Origin of the sequence: Saccharothrix longispora (genome assembly GCF_030852425.1) — a bacterium.
Classification (GTDB): Bacteria; Actinomycetota; Actinomycetes; order Mycobacteriales; family Pseudonocardiaceae; genus Actinosynnema; species Actinosynnema longispora.
Genome location: NZ_NSDM01000031.1, coordinates 1 through 15,384 on the forward strand (window position 1 = coordinate 1; position 15,384 = coordinate 15,384).

Below are 15,384 nucleotides of genomic sequence, written 5' to 3' on the forward strand. Positions count from 1 at the left end.
GTGGCGTAGCGCCAGGATCTCCGTGTCTTTGTCCCGGTCGCTCATGGGCAGCAGGCGCAGCAGCGCGAACGTGTTGGTCATGCCCAGGTAGGCCAGTCGAAGCAGCACAGCCGGTCATCATGCCGTGCTTGTCGATGTCACAGCGGATACAGCCGTGCTGTGAGCGCTTCGATGTCTTTGGCCTTGCACGCCCTCTACCTGCGTGGATGGAGTTCTCGGCAGGTACAGGGTTGTGATGGCCCCGAACATCGCAACCAGTCCCGCTCCAAGCACCACGGTCATGGTCTGGCAGAGTTGTTCCATTGGGAAGCCGGGACATCCCCATGGCACCACAGGTCAGACTTATCTCTGAGGAGTATCGTGACGCCCCCATCGCTGCAGATCGCCGTCGATCGATACATTCGCGCGCTTGAGGTCTCGCAGCGACTCATCGCATTGCATCCGCGCAATATAGGCGGCTCAGGCAACCACGCCGCGCTAGCTCCCGCCATTGCGTTGTCGACCATCGGGGCGTTCGAGGGCTTCTGCGAGGAGTTCCTGGCGAACCTGTTGCTGTTGAATGGTCACGGGTACGCACATGTGGCGAAAGCTGTCGGGAAGATGAACAACCCCACGCCTCGACAGTTCGCCACAGCCTTGGCAGCTGAGATCCCTAGCCTCAAGGCCGCCGCTGGGAACGGCTACTCACTTCAGGTCTGGAACATCCCTGGCGTCAACCAAAGGCCAGCGACGGAGACGATCGGGTGGAGCGACATTCTGACCAGGGCCGATGGTTGGATGGAAGTTCGACACTGTCTGGCGCACGGGCTGGTAAGCGGTTGGCGCAGCGAGGTGTGGCCCGCACCGTTGAAAGGCACCGGCGCCGTGGCTGCCCGCGACGTGCTTCGAGCCAAGGCAGGCGGCAAGCACTCGATGGGACTCACCGGTGCGCTCTCCTGCGCCCGCCTCTACTACTACCCGGCACAACACCTGGCCGACTTGGTTGCAGGCTTCATCGGCCAGCCACTCAGCTGGAACGCTGGGCCGGACTACGCACTTAAGAAGGCCGACTAGAAAATCGCCTGTAACCCGACAGCACCTCTGGTCTGCCACAGCACACGGGTCTGTCAAACGAGCGGCTCTGGCATGTAGCCGGTGGTGACGCGAAGTAGTCAGTCATGGTCATGATCTTGTGATGGATGTCGATTTCCTTATGGGAACGGTGTTTCCGGTTGTCGGCGCTGGTCGTCCAGAATGTGGCGGACAGTGAGCCTTTCCAACCTCATCCGGCGTTGAGGTGGAGTGTGAGGACGGCTTGGTCAGGTCGGTGATGTGGGTGGTGGAGCAGCGGAGTCTGCGCAGTAGCCGCCAGTTCTTGAGGGTGGAGACGGCGCGTTCGCCCAGGGCGCGGATGCGGGCGTGGGAGCGGTTGACCGCCTGCTGCCCTGGTGACAAGTTGTGCCACTTGCCTCGGTGGGGGACGCGGACCGGGCCGCCGGTACCCCGGTAGGCCTTGTCCGCCCAGTACGGGATGTCCGCTGCGGCCAGGGCGTCGACGATGCCGTGGGTGCGGGCCGCGGTCAGATCATGGACCGAGCCCGGCAACGCGGGCGAGACCCAGAGCAGTCGCCCGGCCGGATCGGCGAGGACTTGGACGTTCATGCCGTGCCGCTTGTGCTTCCCGGAGTAGTACGGCCGGTCGGCGGCGACGCGGTCGATGCGTAACAGGGTGCCGTCGAGGATGACGTAGGCCTTGCGTGAGGCGACTTTCGCCGCGTCGGCCAGGTCCGGTGCCAGTGCGGCCAGGAGTTCGACCGCTTCGTGGATGTAGCGGCAGACGGTGGCCAGACCGACGCCGAATCCGACGGCCAGTCGGGTGTAGGTGTCGCCGCAGCGCAGATGCGCCAGCACCAGCAGGGCTTGGCGTCCGGGATCGAGCCTGCGCCACCTGCTGCCGATCCGGCGCCGGTGCGCGGTCAGTTCCCGCGCCAGGAACCGGAGGTGTGAACTGGACAGGTCGATCGCGGATGGGTGGACAAGCACTCGAAGCTCCTGGCGATGGCCTTGCTCTTGGTCGAGAAGTCATCTACCAGGAGCTTCGCCACGTCTCCATCACAACCGCAGCCCCACCACGCCAGATTGGAAAGGGCTCAGTGTGAAACCGCAGGTCAACGGCGGTGAACGGCATGGTGGCCGGGTCGTGCTCCAGGGTGAGCACTTCTGCAACTCCGAGGAGCCGCTCCGCGCTCTTGAGGACCGTGTGGCTGGTGGCCGTGCATGGGCTGGTCGGTGTTTCGTGGTTACAGAGGGTGTGGCAGAGTCGGACCGTGCGAGAGGTGCCGGGTGTGGTGGGTGTCGGGTACGAGGGACTGGACGTGGAGGGCTTCGTGTCCCGGCTGACCGACCTTGGCGTGCAAGTCTTGGCGGATGTCCGGTTGACGCCGATCTCGCGCAAGCGTGGCTTCAGCAAGCGTGCGTTGGCCGAGGCGGTGTCCGGGGCCGGGGTGGAGTACCTGCATCTGCGCGAGTTGGGCAACCCGAAGGACAACCGGCCGGGGTTCGCCGGTGACGACGTGGCGTTGTCGCGGGCTCGTGGGCGGTACGCGGACCTGCTGGATGTGGGGGCTGCGGATAGTGCTCTGGACCGGCTGGCGGTGCTGGCGGGGGAGCGGCGTGTGGCGGTGATGTGCTTCGAGGCTGACGAGGAGCGCTGTCACCGGCACGTGGTGCTGGAGGCGGTTCGCGCCCGTCTGGATCCGGTGTCGGTCTAGCGTTTCGGCCAGTAGACGCCCAGGACGCTGAAGGTGCGCGGGCTCTTGGCCTGGTTGCCGACGTAGAAGACGGTGTCCCGGCCTGGCGCGCACATCTGGTCGAGGTACTTGGCTTGCAGTTCGCGTACGAGGTCGTCGTCGTTGCGGTGCTTCAGCGTGCGTTGCAGGGCGACGAACTCCCAGTCGAGGATGCCTTGGCGGTGGCCGTTGCAGCGTGGTGTGCAGCGGTAGCGGTACCAGCCCTGGAACCGCGGCGCCTGCAGTGCGGTCCGGTCGCCGCCAGTGAGGTCGAGTTGACCGACGTAGCGGTCGATCTTGCGCTGATCCTCGGGGCTCCATCCCGGATGGGGCTTGATGTCGATGCCGAGAACCCGGTCGGGGCGAACGGCGGCCAGGGATGGCGCGGCGGAGTTCGCGTGGACTGCTTCGCGGACGGCGCACATGGACGCGTCGACGTAGGGCTCGACTTCGACACGTCGTCGTGTCCACGGTTTGAGGTGGTCCACGGTGTGCACGCTGGTGATGTCCGGGCGCCAGCTCTCGGTGCGGAAGTCGCCTCGGGCGGGTTTGGCGCGCAGGGACACGATGTCGTACTTCTTGAAGGTGTGCGGGCTGTCGAGTTCGCGGAAGTTGATCGGGTACAGGCGTACCCAGCCAGGCGCGTCGAAGTCCAGGCGGATACCTGCCACGCACACCGTCTCGCCGTAGGTCTCCGACGGGTTGGGCGCCGCCTTGACGGTGATCAGCACCCGCATCTGTTGCCATCCGTCCCCGACGGGTTTGGCGGTAGGAGCGTCGTCCGGTCCGAACAGCAGTCCCTGACTCATGACACCCCCGGCAGTGTGACAATCGGTCACCACGATCGAGTGTGACCTGCGTGAACATGCAAGTCATTCCTCCGGTCGTGTGCACACGGTGAGAGTGCGGTTCCTGTTGCGGCTTTCGAAGACGAAGCGATGAGCGTCGATCACTCGACCGGGTGAAGACGTTCGGGTGATGTAGCGAAGATCGCCTCGCATCGATGGTGATCCACAACGCTGTGCGTGCTAAAGATGCCATCCGTGCTGGTCAGGCGGCGGGGTGGTACTCGTTGAGGATGCCGCCCAGTCGTTGCCGTTGGCGGATGTCGAGTCGGGTGAGGGCCGCTTGGTCGGTGACGGCTGGTGGCGGTGTGCGCAGTGGGCGGGCGTTGGCGATGCCTTGGTGGGGCCGGTGGGTGTTGTAGTACTTCTCGTACTCGCGCAGGGCGTGGAGTAGGTGCGGTCGGTTCCAGATGAGGGTGCGGTCGAGGAGTTCGCGTCGGCAGCTGCGGAGCCGGCGTTCCATGATCGCGTTCATGCGCGGTATCCGCACTCCGCTGAGGACGACCTCGATGCCCGAATCGGCGAGGACGGCGTCGAACAGGGCGGGGAACTTGCCGTCGTGGTCTCGGATCGGCAACCGCACGTGTCGGCCTGCGTCTTCGAGGTCCATGACGAGGTTCCTGGCGGCTTGGGTGACCCAGGACGCGGTCGGGTGCGCGGTGGCGCCCAGGATCCTGATTCGGCGGCTGGCGTGCTCGATGACCGCGAGCACGTACAGGCGGGTGCCGCTCAACGTGGAGGTCTCGAAGAAGTCGCAGGCCGGTAGAGCGTCGGCCTGTGAGCGGAGGAAGGCCGACCAGGTCGTCGTGGTGTGCTGGGGCGCCGGGTCGATCCCGGTGTCCTTGAGGATCTGTCGGACGGTGGAGGCGGCGATCTTGATGCCGAGGACGAGGAGTTCGCCGTGGATGCGGTGGTAGCCCCAGGTGGGGTTCTCCCGTGCCAGGCGCAGTGTCAGGAGCAGGATCGAGCGGACGGTCCGTGGACGACCGGGCCGCCTGGGACGGGATCTGATCGCGTGGCGGCGTTTCATGAAGTCCTGGTGCCACCGAAGCACTGTCTCCGGACGCACCGGCAGTCGGAGCCGACGAAGCGCATCGACCGGAATTCGGTGCAGCAGTGCCGTGAGGAACGCCCGGTCGTTGGGGGAGAACCGTGGACGGGCGTCACCGAGTTGGCGTTCCAGGACGGTGATCTGGTGCCGTAACGCCAGGATCTCCGTGTCCTTGTCCCGGTCGCTCATAGGCAGCAGGCGCAGCAGCGCGAAGGCATTGGTCACGCCGAGGTAGGCCAGTCGGAGCAGCACAGCCGCTCATCATGCCGTGCTGGACGACGTCACGGCGGATGGCAACCGTGCCGCGAGCACTTCGTGGTCTTGAGCTTCGTGCATCTTCTACCTGCATGGATGGGGTTGTCGGCAGGCACAGCGTCGAGGTCATGGACTGCCGGAGGCTGGTGTTGGGTCTCGGGTGGCATTTGGTCGCGGGCTTGGTGCGGCCGGTGTCGGTTGTAGTGGTGCTCTTAGGTTGTGAGGACCCGACGTGCGTGGGCCTCTCCAGGATCAGGATGTGGTCGAGGAGTTTGCGTCGGAGGGTGCCGATGACCCGTTCGCAGTGGGCGTTCATCCGGGTGCCTGTGGCGCGCTCTTGATCATGTGTAGGTCGTCGGCGTGGAAGACGGCGTTGAACGCTCGGTCGTACTTGCCGTCGCGGTCGCGTAGCAGGAAGCGCAGCGACTCCATCCGGTGTCTGAGGTCGGCGGCGAGGGGCCTGGCCTGCTGCGTCGTCCACTCCCGTGTCGGGTGGGCGGTGACGCCGGTGATGTGCAGGCGGCAGGCCCGGTGTTCGAGGAACACCAGTGCGTAGAGCCTTCGACCGTGCACGGTGTCGAGGTGGAGGAAGTCGGCCGCGATGATGCCCTGGGCCTGGGCGGTGAGGAACTCCCGCCAGGTCGGCCATCACGGCGTGGCGCCGGGTCGATGCCTGCGTCGTGCAGGATCTGCCAGACCGTCGAGTGGGCGCTGCGGTGGCCGAGTCGGGCCAGTTCACCCTGAATCCGCCGATGACCCCATCGGGTGTTCTCCTTCGCGAGCCGTAGCACGAGTGTCTTGATCGCGGTTCGTGTCGGTGGGCGTCCGGTGCTTCGGCGCGCGGAGTAGTCCCACTTATGGGCCATGAGTCTGCGGTGCCAGGCGAGCAGGGTGCCTGGGGTGACCGGAAAGATCTCTGACCAACGTCGACGATCCACCAGCCCGGACAGGGCGGCGAACCAGAACCGATCCGTGGGCTCGTAGCGGATCCGACCTGCGAGCTGCCGACGAAGGACCGCGTTCTCGTGGCGCAGCACGAGCAGCTCGGCGTCCTTCACCGCCTCGCTGCACAGCGGCACCGACGGCACGGACCAGCTTCCGGGTCATTCTGTACAGCAGGGACACGATCACCCGGACATGCTTCCAACGCCGTGACAGCTTCAGCTCTACCAGCGGCGATGACTGCTCGAGCGGCACAGGTCCGACGCAGCACGGCGACCTCGTGCCGCAGCAGCAGCTCGACGTCCTTGGCCGCCGACGACCGGCCAAGCAGGCGAACCAGCCGACGAGCCGGACAAGACCAGGTACAGCAGTCGTAACGCCACGCTTCACGACCATGCCCTGACCTTGCAAGGCGCGATCACCTCAGATCAGCACCTCAGTGCAGAGTTCTGGCACCCCACACGCTCATGCAATTCCTGCTCATGTGGATTATTGACATTTATTCGGAGGCGCTTGACACGGCGATGTCGCACTGGTTGAGTGCTGACTCAAATCGAATCAACTCAAGTCATATCGAATCACGGCATCCCGAATGGGGTTAACTAGATGGACGTGGCGGCGGAGAGCACCGACTCGGTGTCGACCGGGCGCGCGCGGCTGGCTGCGGAGCTGCGTCGACTGCGCGGCCTATCCGGCGTCTCGGGTCGTGAACTCGGCCGGCGCATCAACATGAGTCAGTCGAAGGTGTCCAGGATCGAGGCGGGAACCGTGCTCCCCTCGCTCCCCGAGGTGGCCGCGTGGGGTGCCGCTCTGGAGGCGTCCATCGACACAAGGGAACGACTCGACGCGTTGACCAGGATCGCGCACCGCGAGGCGCGGCACTGGCCTGCCCTCCTCCAGGACCGCGACCACCTCCAAGACGAGATTCACGCGCTGGAGACCATGGCGGTTCGGGTGCGCACCTACCAGCACTCGGTGGTGCCCGGTCTGCTCCAGACCGCCGACTACGCGCGCCGTGTCTTCTCCCTGTTCCAGGTGCCGTACTCGGACGAGGACCGGAGTGCCGCCATCGCCGCCCGCCTGCGCCGGCAGCAGCTGGTGTTCGAACCGGAGCGGCGCTTCGACTTCCTGATCACTGAGGCGGCCCTGCGCTGGCGACCGGGCCCATCCCGGCTGCTGCTCGCCCAACTCGACCGCCTCGTCTCGATCAGCACACTCGACAACGTGTCGCTCGGCTTGATACCGCTCGGCGCCGAAGCGTCGACGACCCTTTCCCACGGATTCGTCATCTACGAAGGACCCGACGAGGGCCGCGGGACCTTCGTGGCGGTCGAGATGATCCACGGCCCCGTCGAGGTGGTGGACGTCGAGGGCATCGAGCTGTACGAGAACCACTGGTCCCGACTGGAGCGGATGGCGGTCTTCGACGACCACGCCCGCTCGTTTCTGCTCACCCTTGCCGAAGACATCCGCTCGTCCACCGGATGAGCCGGGTGCCGCGGCTGCAACCAGCCGCGACACTCGCGCTCACCGGTCCGTCACTGGACGCCGAACTCGCCGGCCATCACGCCGTACAGGAAGGCGATCCACTCAAGGGAGGTGAACCACAACTCCGGTCCACTGGGGTTCTTCGAATCCCGGACGAGCACGCCGTTCGAGGCCATGGCCACCTCGACGCACGCGCCGCCACCCTCGCTGAACGAGCTCTTCTTCCAGTTCCTGTTCTTGGCGTCCACGATTCCTTCTCCTGTTCCGCTCCGGCATTTCCGTCGCATGGACAGAGGTTGGACCGCCGAACTAGCCGAACAGCTTGCTGTGCCACTGGAAGCAACTGGCAGGAGCGCTGCACCCAACTGGCACGACCGCTGCACGGACGCAGATCCGCCTGCGGAAACATCGAACCGAAAGGGCGAAATGACCGATCGACCAGTCGAATTCCGACTGTGGGGCCAGGTGACGGCGTACCGCGACGGCGAACGCGTGCACCTCGGCACCGAGAAGGAGCAGTGTTTGCTCGTCGCGCTCGCCGCGAAGAGCACGCCGGTGCGGCGCGACACGTTGCCCGAGTGGCTGTGGGACGACCCCCCGGACAGCGCCGCGTCGGAGATAGACCGGTACATGACGCGGTTGCGCGGTCGGCTGGTCGCAGCCGGAATCGGCGACCTGCTGGAGAGCAGGAACAGACTCTGCCGGTTGGACGTCGTAGACGCGCAGGTCGACGTCCGCCGCTTCGAGGCGTTGGCCGCGCGGGCCCGTTCCGTCGCCGACGGCCAGGCGGCCACGTTGCTCGCGGAAGCGCTGGAGCTGGCGGAAGGAGTGCCCTTGGCGGGGCTGCGGAGCCGTCGGATCGAGGTTTACCGGGCCGCGCTGGTCGAACAACGCCTCGCCGCCCGGATCCGCCTCGCTGGGATCGAGATCGGTCTCGGGCGGTACCACGAGTGCATACCGGGTCTGGTTCAACTGTTCCTGGAGCATCCCGGCAACGCCGAAGTCACTCGGCTCACGATGTCCTCCCTGCACTTCGCCGGGCGCACGCAGGACGCGCTCGACACCTTCGCCACGTACCGCAAGCAAGTAGTCGAAAACGGAGGGCTCGAAGTGGACGCGGAACTCGTGAAGCTACAGCGGATGATCATGGACAACGCCGAGAGCTTGCGCCGGCCCGTCGCATCGCGCCCGGCCCAGGTGGTCCCCGTGACTCTGTCTCCCGCTCAGGAGGTCCAGCGAGAGCTCATTGTGGTGCTGCGCCCCGACGACGAGGACCTGATCGCACTGCGGACGGCGATCTCCCGGTCGTTCCACCGGGATGGCATCGACGTCAGCATTGCGGACGACCGGTTGGTCTGCGTGGTGCCCGCCGACGTCCCGCACGCGGAAGTGGTCACCTCGTGGCTCGACCGGGTCGCCGCCGAGGTGCGGTTCCCAGTACGGGTGGGCGTCTCCGTCGAGAACGAGGAGCTGGCCACCGAGCTGGCCGGTTCTGACTACGCCAGACGGGTGCTGGCTGCGGCCCGGACCAAGAACCTGGTCGTCGTCGTGTCGGACGAACTGCACGAGTCAGTCGTGCGCCGCCGAGGAGTCCCGTACGAGCTGGGCTCCTACCGGCAGGTCGAGGAGCACCCAGGTGGTTGGGTGCGCGTGCCGGGTTACTCGGTGCCACCGAGACCGGTCCAGGTCGAGGAACGGCATCGCGGACCTCGCTCGGGAGACGTACTTAAGGGACCCACTGTGTACGTCCAGGGCCGGGCGCGGATCGGTGAGCAGTTCAACGCGACGGTGATCAACATGGACGCGAGGCGTCGCCGTGAGCGGTGAGGGTGCGAGCGGAACCGACCGACCGGCGGATCCCGGCACGTCGGGCACCGGACCGGCGAAGGGCGGTGGACCCGCCAAGGGCGGCGAGCGGAGCGCGGGTCCGGCCAAGAGCGGGGAGAAGGACGGCGCGGGCAACGGCAAGACGGCTTCGGAGAGCAGCGACCCGGACGCGCCGTACGGTTCGGACCGACGCGCGTTCGGCGAGGCGTACGACGAGGGCCGCAACCTCACCACCGGCGGCCCGATGGCGTTCATCCGCGATTCCGCCGTGGACGAGATGCACGTCGGGGACCGGCACTACCACTACTCGGCGGGCCGCGGTGGCAAACGCCGGTCCGGCTCGGTGCACGAGGACGAGTTGGAGGCCGTGCGCGCCCGCTACGTGCCGGTTGACGGGTACGACGACATGCTGTCGACCCTGGAGGACCGCCGAGTCATGGTGCTCTGTGGCGAACCCGGCACGGGCCGCTTCACCACGGCGGTACGCCTGCTCGACGGCGTGGGGTGCGAGGTGATCTCCCGGTTCGATGCTGGGCAGGACATTGGCGCGTTGACGTCGAACGACTTCGAGAACGGGCACGGCTACGTCGTGGAGCTTCTCGACGCGGCGGGCAGCTCCACGACGGAGACCCAACTCGACAAGCTGCGGGACTTGGTGGGGGCGAGCGGCAGCAACATCGTTCTCATTGCCGAACGCGACGATCTCCAGGGTTGGCACCTGGGCAGTTACGTGGTGCTGTATAGCCCGCCGAATTCGGACAGGGTTCTGGAGAGCCACCTCGTTGAAGAGGTGCGCGAGGACGGCCAGGATGCGCAGGCGCTGTTGCGCGAACTCGGTGAATCCCACCGCCTGCGCCGAGCGCTCGGTCCGGCCCCGCGGCCGGTGGAGGTCGCCCGGATGGCCCGCCTGCTCGCTGAGTACGGCCGGGGCGCCATCGGCTTGGACGAGGTCGAGAGTCAGGCCGCCCAGTTGGTGCAGCGACAGGTCGTGGAGTGGTTCGCCGGGCTGGCGGGGCTCCGCTCGGCCGAATTGGGCGACGCTCTGAGACTGGCGGCGTTCCGCATTGCGCTGGCGGTGCTGAACAGGTCGCCGTACAACATGGTCGCAGAGACCGGCCGTCAGCTCGCCGACCTGTTCCTCAAGGACGTCAAAGGGGTGTCGACGACCCAGTCCTCGCTGTTCGCCGACGATCACCAGAGCCGGTTGCCGAAGTCGCGGGCCGAGGTGGTGGAGGGTTCGATGTCGGTCGGTCTGGAGCGCGTCCCGGTTGGGCTCGCGAAGTACTCGGACGATCGCCTCCCGGTGGTGCTGCTCAGCTACGTGTGGAAGAACCACCACGGTCTGCGCAAGGTCATGGTCCAGTGGCTCAAGGCGCTGAGCAAGGACGGCCGTCCGATGATCTGGGTGCGCGCCGCGCAGGCGGCCGGGCTGTTCTGCTCACTGGACTTCCACTCCACCTTCGAAGACATGATCCGTCCCGGCGCCACGGCGATGGGCAAGAGGAGGAGGCAACGCAGACTCTTCGCGGCCGTCGCGCTCGACCAGGCCGCGCGGGACGAACGGGTCGCGGACGCGGTCGACGAGCGGCTCAAGATTTGGCGCCGGTCTGGCACGGACGCCGAGCGCTGGACCGCCGCGTCGGCTCTGGGCTACGACCTCGGGCGGCGGTCGATCGACTCGACCTTCGAGGAGCTGCGCGTCCTGGGCACGCCGTCTGAGCAGCAGTCAGCCCTGGACGAGTGGACGGACGCCAGTTTGGTGCAGGCGTCCGGCTACAGCGTGGCGAACCTGTTCGCGTTCGGTGAGGTGGAGCCCGTGCTGGGCAAGCTCGCCGAGTGGACCTCCAGCGACCGGCAGAGCGTCCGCAAGCTCGCCTGGTGGGCGATGCTCTATCTGATCCACATGCACGGCTTCGACCTCGACCAGCTGCGGCTGTCCGCGGGGCGGGTGGAGCGCCCTACGCCCAGGGCTCAGGAGCACTGGCCGCTGCTGCTGGCGTTGCAGGACGAGCAGTCGCACCTGGCCACCCCTATCGCTGACCTGCTGCGGTGGGGCCTGCGCGGGCGGCGGGGTGACTTCGTGGCCAGGTACCTGTTCGGGCCGTGGATCCGGGCTGCGGAGAAGGACGGTGAATGCCTGCGCGCTCTGATCACCTTCGTGCCGCACCTGGTGCACGACGAGTTCGATGTGCGCCGGCTCCACTACCTGGTCAACCGTCTGAGACACGACTGGAGCGACCCGCTTAAGGACGACGCCGCCCGGCTGCTCGAAGCCGCCATCCGTGTCCCCGCGCTCAGAGAGGAAGCGTCATGACGAAGTCGGATCCCAAGTCGGACTCCAAGGACCCCGCGCGGACCGAGGAACCGCCCCCCGCCGCCGAGGGCGCGAAAGACCGCGCGCGGCCGCTCGCTCCCGTCACGGCGCCGGATTTCGGCAGCCCGATCGTAGATGAACTCCACGTCAAGCGGTTCGAGCTGCTCTACCGACGACTGCCGGTCGGAGCCCGGGTCGCTCGGGTCTTCGTCACGCGTTCGGGCAACTGCCTCACCTATCCGGCGACGGGCCAGCCCACCACCGGGGAGTTGGTGTGGAACAAGGTCCGTACGGTGTACGAGGTCGATCTCGGCATCCACGTGTCCACCGTCAAGGCCCACCTGCCCAGCCGCGGCGACAAAATCTACTTCAAGGCGACCGTCGACCTGGAATGGAAGGTGACCGACCCGGCGCAGGTCGTGCAGGCTGGCGTTACCGACGTCCGCAAGGTTCTGTCCCCGCGCCTTCTCGCACGGCTGCGGGCGGTGACACGCAGGTTCGACATAGAGGACGCCGCCCAAGCCGAGAACTGCGCCAACGAGGAGTTGGAGGACGACTCGTTGGGCGCGGACCGCGGCCTGTGGGTGCGGCCGCACGTCCGCTTGGCGATGGACGACACGAGCCTCGGGCAGTCGGACATCCAGCGGAAAGTCGACCACTTCCGGACGATTATCGCCGAAGGCGACTTCGACCAGTTCGCGTTGCAGCTCACCCTGAAGCCCGAGGACATCGACTCCGTGGTCAAGGTCCTCGTGGACGAACGGGACAGCCGCCTCCGGGCGACCTTCGATTTCATGAACCGCCTGCTCGAATCCGATGCGCTCGACCGCTGGCAGATCGACGACCAGGTGCGGACCGCTCTGCAGATGGCGCAGGAGTCGATCTTCAGGGTGCTCACCGGCAGCGGGCAGCCGCGTCTGGTCTCCTCTGGTGAGACGATCAGGGAACCGGTGGCCAGCGGCAACGGCAGTGCGAGCCTGCCGTGACCCTCGCCGCGAGGATCGTCGGCCCGCTCGTCCCGCCGGGCGTCCTGTTCGTCGCGGCAGCAGTCGTGTTCGCTTGCCTGGCCACGCGCTGGGCGGCGCCGTTCCTCCTGCGCTTGGCGGCGTCGGCACTGCGCGGCGCCATCGCTGTGGCGGCCACACTGCTGATCTTCCCCGAGTACCGTTGGAGCACCCGGAGCCGCCGCAGAGAGAAGCCCCCGTCGTCGTTCGCCTACACCTACGGAGACGTCGTCGGGCGGACCACGTTTTGGATCAACCGGTTGCTGTCAGTCGTGCTGCACGCTGCGGCGGAGGCGGTCAAGGCGCTACCTCCGCCGCTGGTGGCGGTCCTGACCGGGGTGTTCGCCGCAGCGTTGTCGCTCGACCTCATCACGCCCTGGTGACGGAAGGCGGTGAGCCTTCATCGTCACGGTGCAGGTCACGGCACAGGCTGAGCGGTGGGCGAGCAGTCGACCAAGATCCGATGCTCCGACCGGGAGCCTTGCCGTGTCGTCGTACCCTGCCGCGATTCTGCTGTCCAACTACACACTCGTCCGCTTGGGCAACGTAATCAGCGCAAAGCGAGTGCGGCGTCGGTCGCGGTGGCGGCGACTCGATTCCGGGTGCCGGACGCTGCTCGTGCTCGCCCATCTGCGCGACGGTGACCCCATGCCCACCTCGCCGCCGGGTTCGACATTGGGTTGCAGCTTGATGCCTGCTGATCACGGTAGCCGTCGTGGGGCCGTGTTGCTGGTGGCACGGATTTGGTCACTTGACGAGTTGTCAAGCAGCAGTGCCGAGTGTCAGTTCTTCGGTAGTGATACGAGTCCGTTCGGATGCTGTCGGTACCAGGACACCAGCGCCACCTGTGGCGCGTCCTGCGGCGCGGTGCGGACAACAGCAATCCGACCCGACCGAGGCGTACCCTGGTCGCCAACATGATCACCGCGCCCACGAGTGCGTCCAGGCCATGCCGCTGCTCATCTTGGTGCGCTGCTCTCGCGGAGGCGTCCGCCTTTTAGCGGGCTGCGTGTTGTGGCGACGAGACCGTTTCCCGCTGTTACCGGTCGGGTTGGAGAGGTGTTCGTAGTGGTGGGGTACGAACCCGGTGATCAATCTGATCTCGGTTCCCGGCTCGCGGACGGGAGTGACGGGCCGCGGGTGGGCAACACCGCGTCTGGGACCGTGGTCGGGGTGGTGCAGGTGGGTGTGGTGCATGGTGATGTGCATCTACACGCGCCACCTCCGCCGTTCCCGTCGGTACCGCGGCAGTTGCCTGCCCTTCCGGGGGTCTTCGCTGGACGCGTGGCGGAGTTGGCCGCGTTGGACCGCGTCCTGGCCGCCACCGAGCGGGGTGGTCGGGACACCGCAGTGCCGGCGGGGGATCGGGCCGCTGCGGTGGTGAACGAGCCTGTGATGATCTCGACGATCGGCGGGGTGGGTGGGGTCGGCAAGACGTGGTTGGCGTTGGCATGGGCACACCGCAACCTGAGTCGTTTTCCCGACGGACAGTTGTTCGTGGACCTGCGGGGGTTCAGTCCTGCTGGTGAGCCGATGGTGCCGGCGGAGGCGTTGCGGGGCTTCCTCGACGCTCTGGGTGTCGACCCCGGTGGGCTTGCTCCGGACCTGGATGCCCTGGTCGCGTCGTACCGGAGCCTGGTGGCCGGTCGGCAGATGCTGGTGGTGCTGGACAACGCTGCTACCGCCGAGCAGGTGGTGCCGCTGCTGCCGGGCAGCGCGATGTGCACCGTGTTGGTCACCGGGCGCACGGTGATGTCCTCGTTGCTCGACCGGCACGGTGCCCGTCACCTGCCGTTGGACGTGTCCGGTCGTGACGAAGCCCGTGGTCTGCTGGTTGCACGCCTGGGCGGTGACCGGCGGGTGGACGTCGAACCTGAGGTTCCCCCGATAACCCGAGGCGGTTGTTACCTGGATCGGGTCGGTGATGCCGGGATGGTAGTCGGTTCGCTCTGGGCGGCGTGCCAGGCGGCTTCGTACTCGTCGGGGCTGAGCCAGCCGAGGTCCTTCTGGATGCGTTCGGTGTTGTAGAACCCGTCGATGGAGGCGAAGAGTTCGTTCTCGGCTTCGTCGCGGGTGCGCCAGGAGCGCCGGTAGACCAGCTCGATCTTGAGCGTGGAGAAGGAGTTCTCCATCAGGGCGTTGTCGTAGGAGTCGCCGACCGACCCCATCGAGGGCAGGATTCCGTTGTCCGCCAACCGTTCCGCGAAGCGGAAGGCCGTCTAGGTCGAGCCGCGGTCGCTGTGGTGGATCAACTGTCCGTCGCGCACGTCGCGGGACCAGATGGCGTACTCCAGGGCGCCGAGCACGAGGTCGGTGTCGCAGCGGTCGCTGGTCTTCCAGCCCACGATCCGGTTGGAGAAGGCGTCGCGCACGGCCGCGAGCCAGAAGGCGCCCTCGCCGGTGCGGATGCGGGTGGCGTCGGCGACCCACAGCCGGTCCGGCGCCGGCGCGGTGAAGTCCCGGTTCACCCGATCGGGCGCCGGCGTGGCCCGCGGATCCCGCCTGGTCGACGGCATCCGCCATTGTTACGCAGGAAGGCGCCCTGCAGGCCGGCCTGGCGCATCAGCCGCTCGATACGCTTGCGCGACACGCGGACGCCCCGACGCCGCAGGACCTGGTGGACCCGCGGGCTGCCGTAGGTGCCGCCCGAGGCGGTGTGGATGTCGGTGATCTCGGCGGTGATCGCCTCGTCCTCGCGCTCACGGCGGGACGGGTCGGCCTGTCGGGCCACCCAGCCGCGGTAGGTGGAGGAGGAGACGCCCAGGACCCGGAGGACGAACTCGACCCCGAAGCGGTCGCGAAGCTGCTCGACCAGCTTCACGACCGTCGCCGGGTCGGGTCGAGTTCCGCCGCGAAAAACGCGGACTTACATTCAACCGGTCGGAGCAAC

Annotated in this window: 14 protein-coding genes and 3 pseudogenes; 9 read left to right on the top strand and 8 right to left on the bottom strand. The window is 66.9% G+C overall.

Annotation, left to right across the window (positions count from 1 at the left end; translation table 11 throughout):
• The first annotated feature begins 360 nt into the window (after positions 1–360).
• The gene (locus CKY47_RS35685; RefSeq protein WP_306750810.1) at positions 361–1,053 is read left to right on the top strand and encodes a hypothetical protein; all 693 of its coding nucleotides are present in this window, start codon (positions 361–363) and stop codon (positions 1,051–1,053) included.
• A gap of 208 nt (positions 1,054–1,261) precedes the next feature.
• On the opposite strand, the pseudogene CKY47_RS35690 reads toward CKY47_RS35685, so the two are convergent.
• Positions 1,262–2,022 (bottom strand): annotated as a pseudogene (locus CKY47_RS35690) (transposase family protein).
• A gap of 284 nt (positions 2,023–2,306) precedes the next feature.
• On the opposite strand from CKY47_RS35690, the gene CKY47_RS35695 reads away from it, so the two are divergent.
• Entirely contained in the window at positions 2,307–2,750 is a 444-nt protein-coding gene (locus CKY47_RS35695; protein ID WP_306750811.1) for a DUF488 domain-containing protein, read from the top strand.
• Here the strand turns inward: CKY47_RS35695 and CKY47_RS35700 are convergent.
• The 3 genes from CKY47_RS35700 to CKY47_RS35710 all read right to left on the bottom strand — a co-directional run bounded on the left by CKY47_RS35700 (position 2,747) and on the right by CKY47_RS35710 (position 5,465).
• Positions 2,747–3,505 carry a DUF8757 domain-containing protein gene (locus CKY47_RS35700; protein ID WP_306750812.1) on the bottom strand — a complete coding sequence of 253 codons (759 nt, stop codon included), beginning with the start codon at positions 3,503–3,505 and terminating at the stop codon, positions 2,747–2,749. The genes CKY47_RS35695 and CKY47_RS35700 overlap by 4 nt on opposite strands.
• 313 nt (positions 3,506–3,818) lie before the next feature.
• Positions 3,819–4,916 (bottom strand): integrase core domain-containing protein, encoded by a 1,098-nt coding sequence (locus tag CKY47_RS35705; protein WP_306750813.1) that lies wholly within the window; start codon positions 4,914–4,916, stop codon positions 3,819–3,821.
• Between the two features lie 315 nt (positions 4,917–5,231).
• Positions 5,232–5,465, bottom strand: coding sequence for a hypothetical protein (locus CKY47_RS35710; protein WP_306750814.1), 234 nt, complete (start codon positions 5,463–5,465; stop codon positions 5,232–5,234).
• 1,002 nt (positions 5,466–6,467) lie between these two features.
• Between CKY47_RS35710 and CKY47_RS35715 the strand changes: the two genes are divergently transcribed.
• The gene (locus CKY47_RS35715; RefSeq protein WP_306750815.1) at positions 6,468–7,349 is read left to right on the top strand and encodes a helix-turn-helix domain-containing protein; all 882 of its coding nucleotides are present in this window, start codon (positions 6,468–6,470) and stop codon (positions 7,347–7,349) included.
• A gap of 50 nt (positions 7,350–7,399) precedes the next feature.
• Here the strand turns inward: CKY47_RS35715 and CKY47_RS35720 are convergent, their stop codons facing one another.
• The gene (locus CKY47_RS35720) at positions 7,400–7,597 is read right to left on the bottom strand and encodes a DUF397 domain-containing protein (protein ID WP_306750816.1); all 198 of its coding nucleotides are present in this window, start codon (positions 7,595–7,597) and stop codon (positions 7,400–7,402) included.
• Positions 7,598–7,814: 217 nt separating this feature from the next.
• Between CKY47_RS35720 and CKY47_RS35725 the strand changes: the two genes are divergently transcribed.
• The 6 genes and pseudogenes from CKY47_RS35725 to CKY47_RS35750 all read left to right on the top strand — a co-directional run bounded on the left by CKY47_RS35725 (position 7,815) and on the right by CKY47_RS35750 (position 14,522).
• Positions 7,815–9,176, top strand: a complete 1,362-nt coding sequence (locus CKY47_RS35725; protein ID WP_306750817.1) for an AfsR/SARP family transcriptional regulator — start codon at positions 7,815–7,817, stop codon at positions 9,174–9,176.
• Positions 9,166–11,490: a hypothetical protein gene (locus CKY47_RS35730; protein ID WP_306750818.1), complete on the top strand. Its 2,325-nt coding sequence runs from the start codon at positions 9,166–9,168 to the stop codon at positions 11,488–11,490. Before CKY47_RS35725 ends, CKY47_RS35730 begins: the two co-directional genes overlap by 11 nt.
• A complete protein-coding gene (locus CKY47_RS35735; protein ID WP_306750819.1) occupies positions 11,487–12,476 on the top strand; it encodes a hypothetical protein in 990 nt (329 codons plus the stop codon). Before CKY47_RS35730 ends, CKY47_RS35735 begins: the two co-directional genes overlap by 4 nt.
• The gene (locus tag CKY47_RS35740) at positions 12,473–12,877 is read left to right on the top strand and encodes a hypothetical protein (RefSeq protein WP_306750820.1); all 405 of its coding nucleotides are present in this window, start codon (positions 12,473–12,475) and stop codon (positions 12,875–12,877) included. Before CKY47_RS35735 ends, CKY47_RS35740 begins: the two co-directional genes overlap by 4 nt.
• A 103-nt stretch (positions 12,878–12,980) precedes the next feature.
• Positions 12,981–13,177: pseudogene (locus tag CKY47_RS35745) on the top strand (IS5/IS1182 family transposase); the annotation flags it as partial.
• Positions 13,178–13,778: 601 nt separating this feature from the next.
• Positions 13,779–14,522, top strand: a complete 744-nt coding sequence (locus CKY47_RS35750) for a hypothetical protein (protein WP_371320796.1) — start codon at positions 13,779–13,781, stop codon at positions 14,520–14,522.
• Between the two features lie 2 nt (positions 14,523–14,524).
• Here CKY47_RS35750 and CKY47_RS37165 read toward each other — a convergent pair.
• From CKY47_RS37165 to CKY47_RS35765, 3 genes and pseudogenes are all read right to left on the bottom strand, one after another.
• Positions 14,525–14,662 (bottom strand): annotated as a pseudogene (locus CKY47_RS37165) (IS3 family transposase); the annotation flags it as partial.
• Between the two features lie 51 nt (positions 14,663–14,713).
• Positions 14,714–14,962: a DDE-type integrase/transposase/recombinase gene (locus CKY47_RS35760; RefSeq protein ID WP_306750821.1), complete on the bottom strand. Its 249-nt coding sequence runs from the start codon at positions 14,960–14,962 to the stop codon at positions 14,714–14,716.
• Positions 14,959–15,315 (bottom strand): IS3 family transposase, encoded by a 357-nt coding sequence (locus CKY47_RS35765; RefSeq protein WP_306750822.1) that lies wholly within the window; start codon positions 15,313–15,315, stop codon positions 14,959–14,961. Before CKY47_RS35765 ends, CKY47_RS35760 begins: the two co-directional genes overlap by 4 nt.
• Positions 15,316–15,384 lie beyond the last annotated feature (69 nt).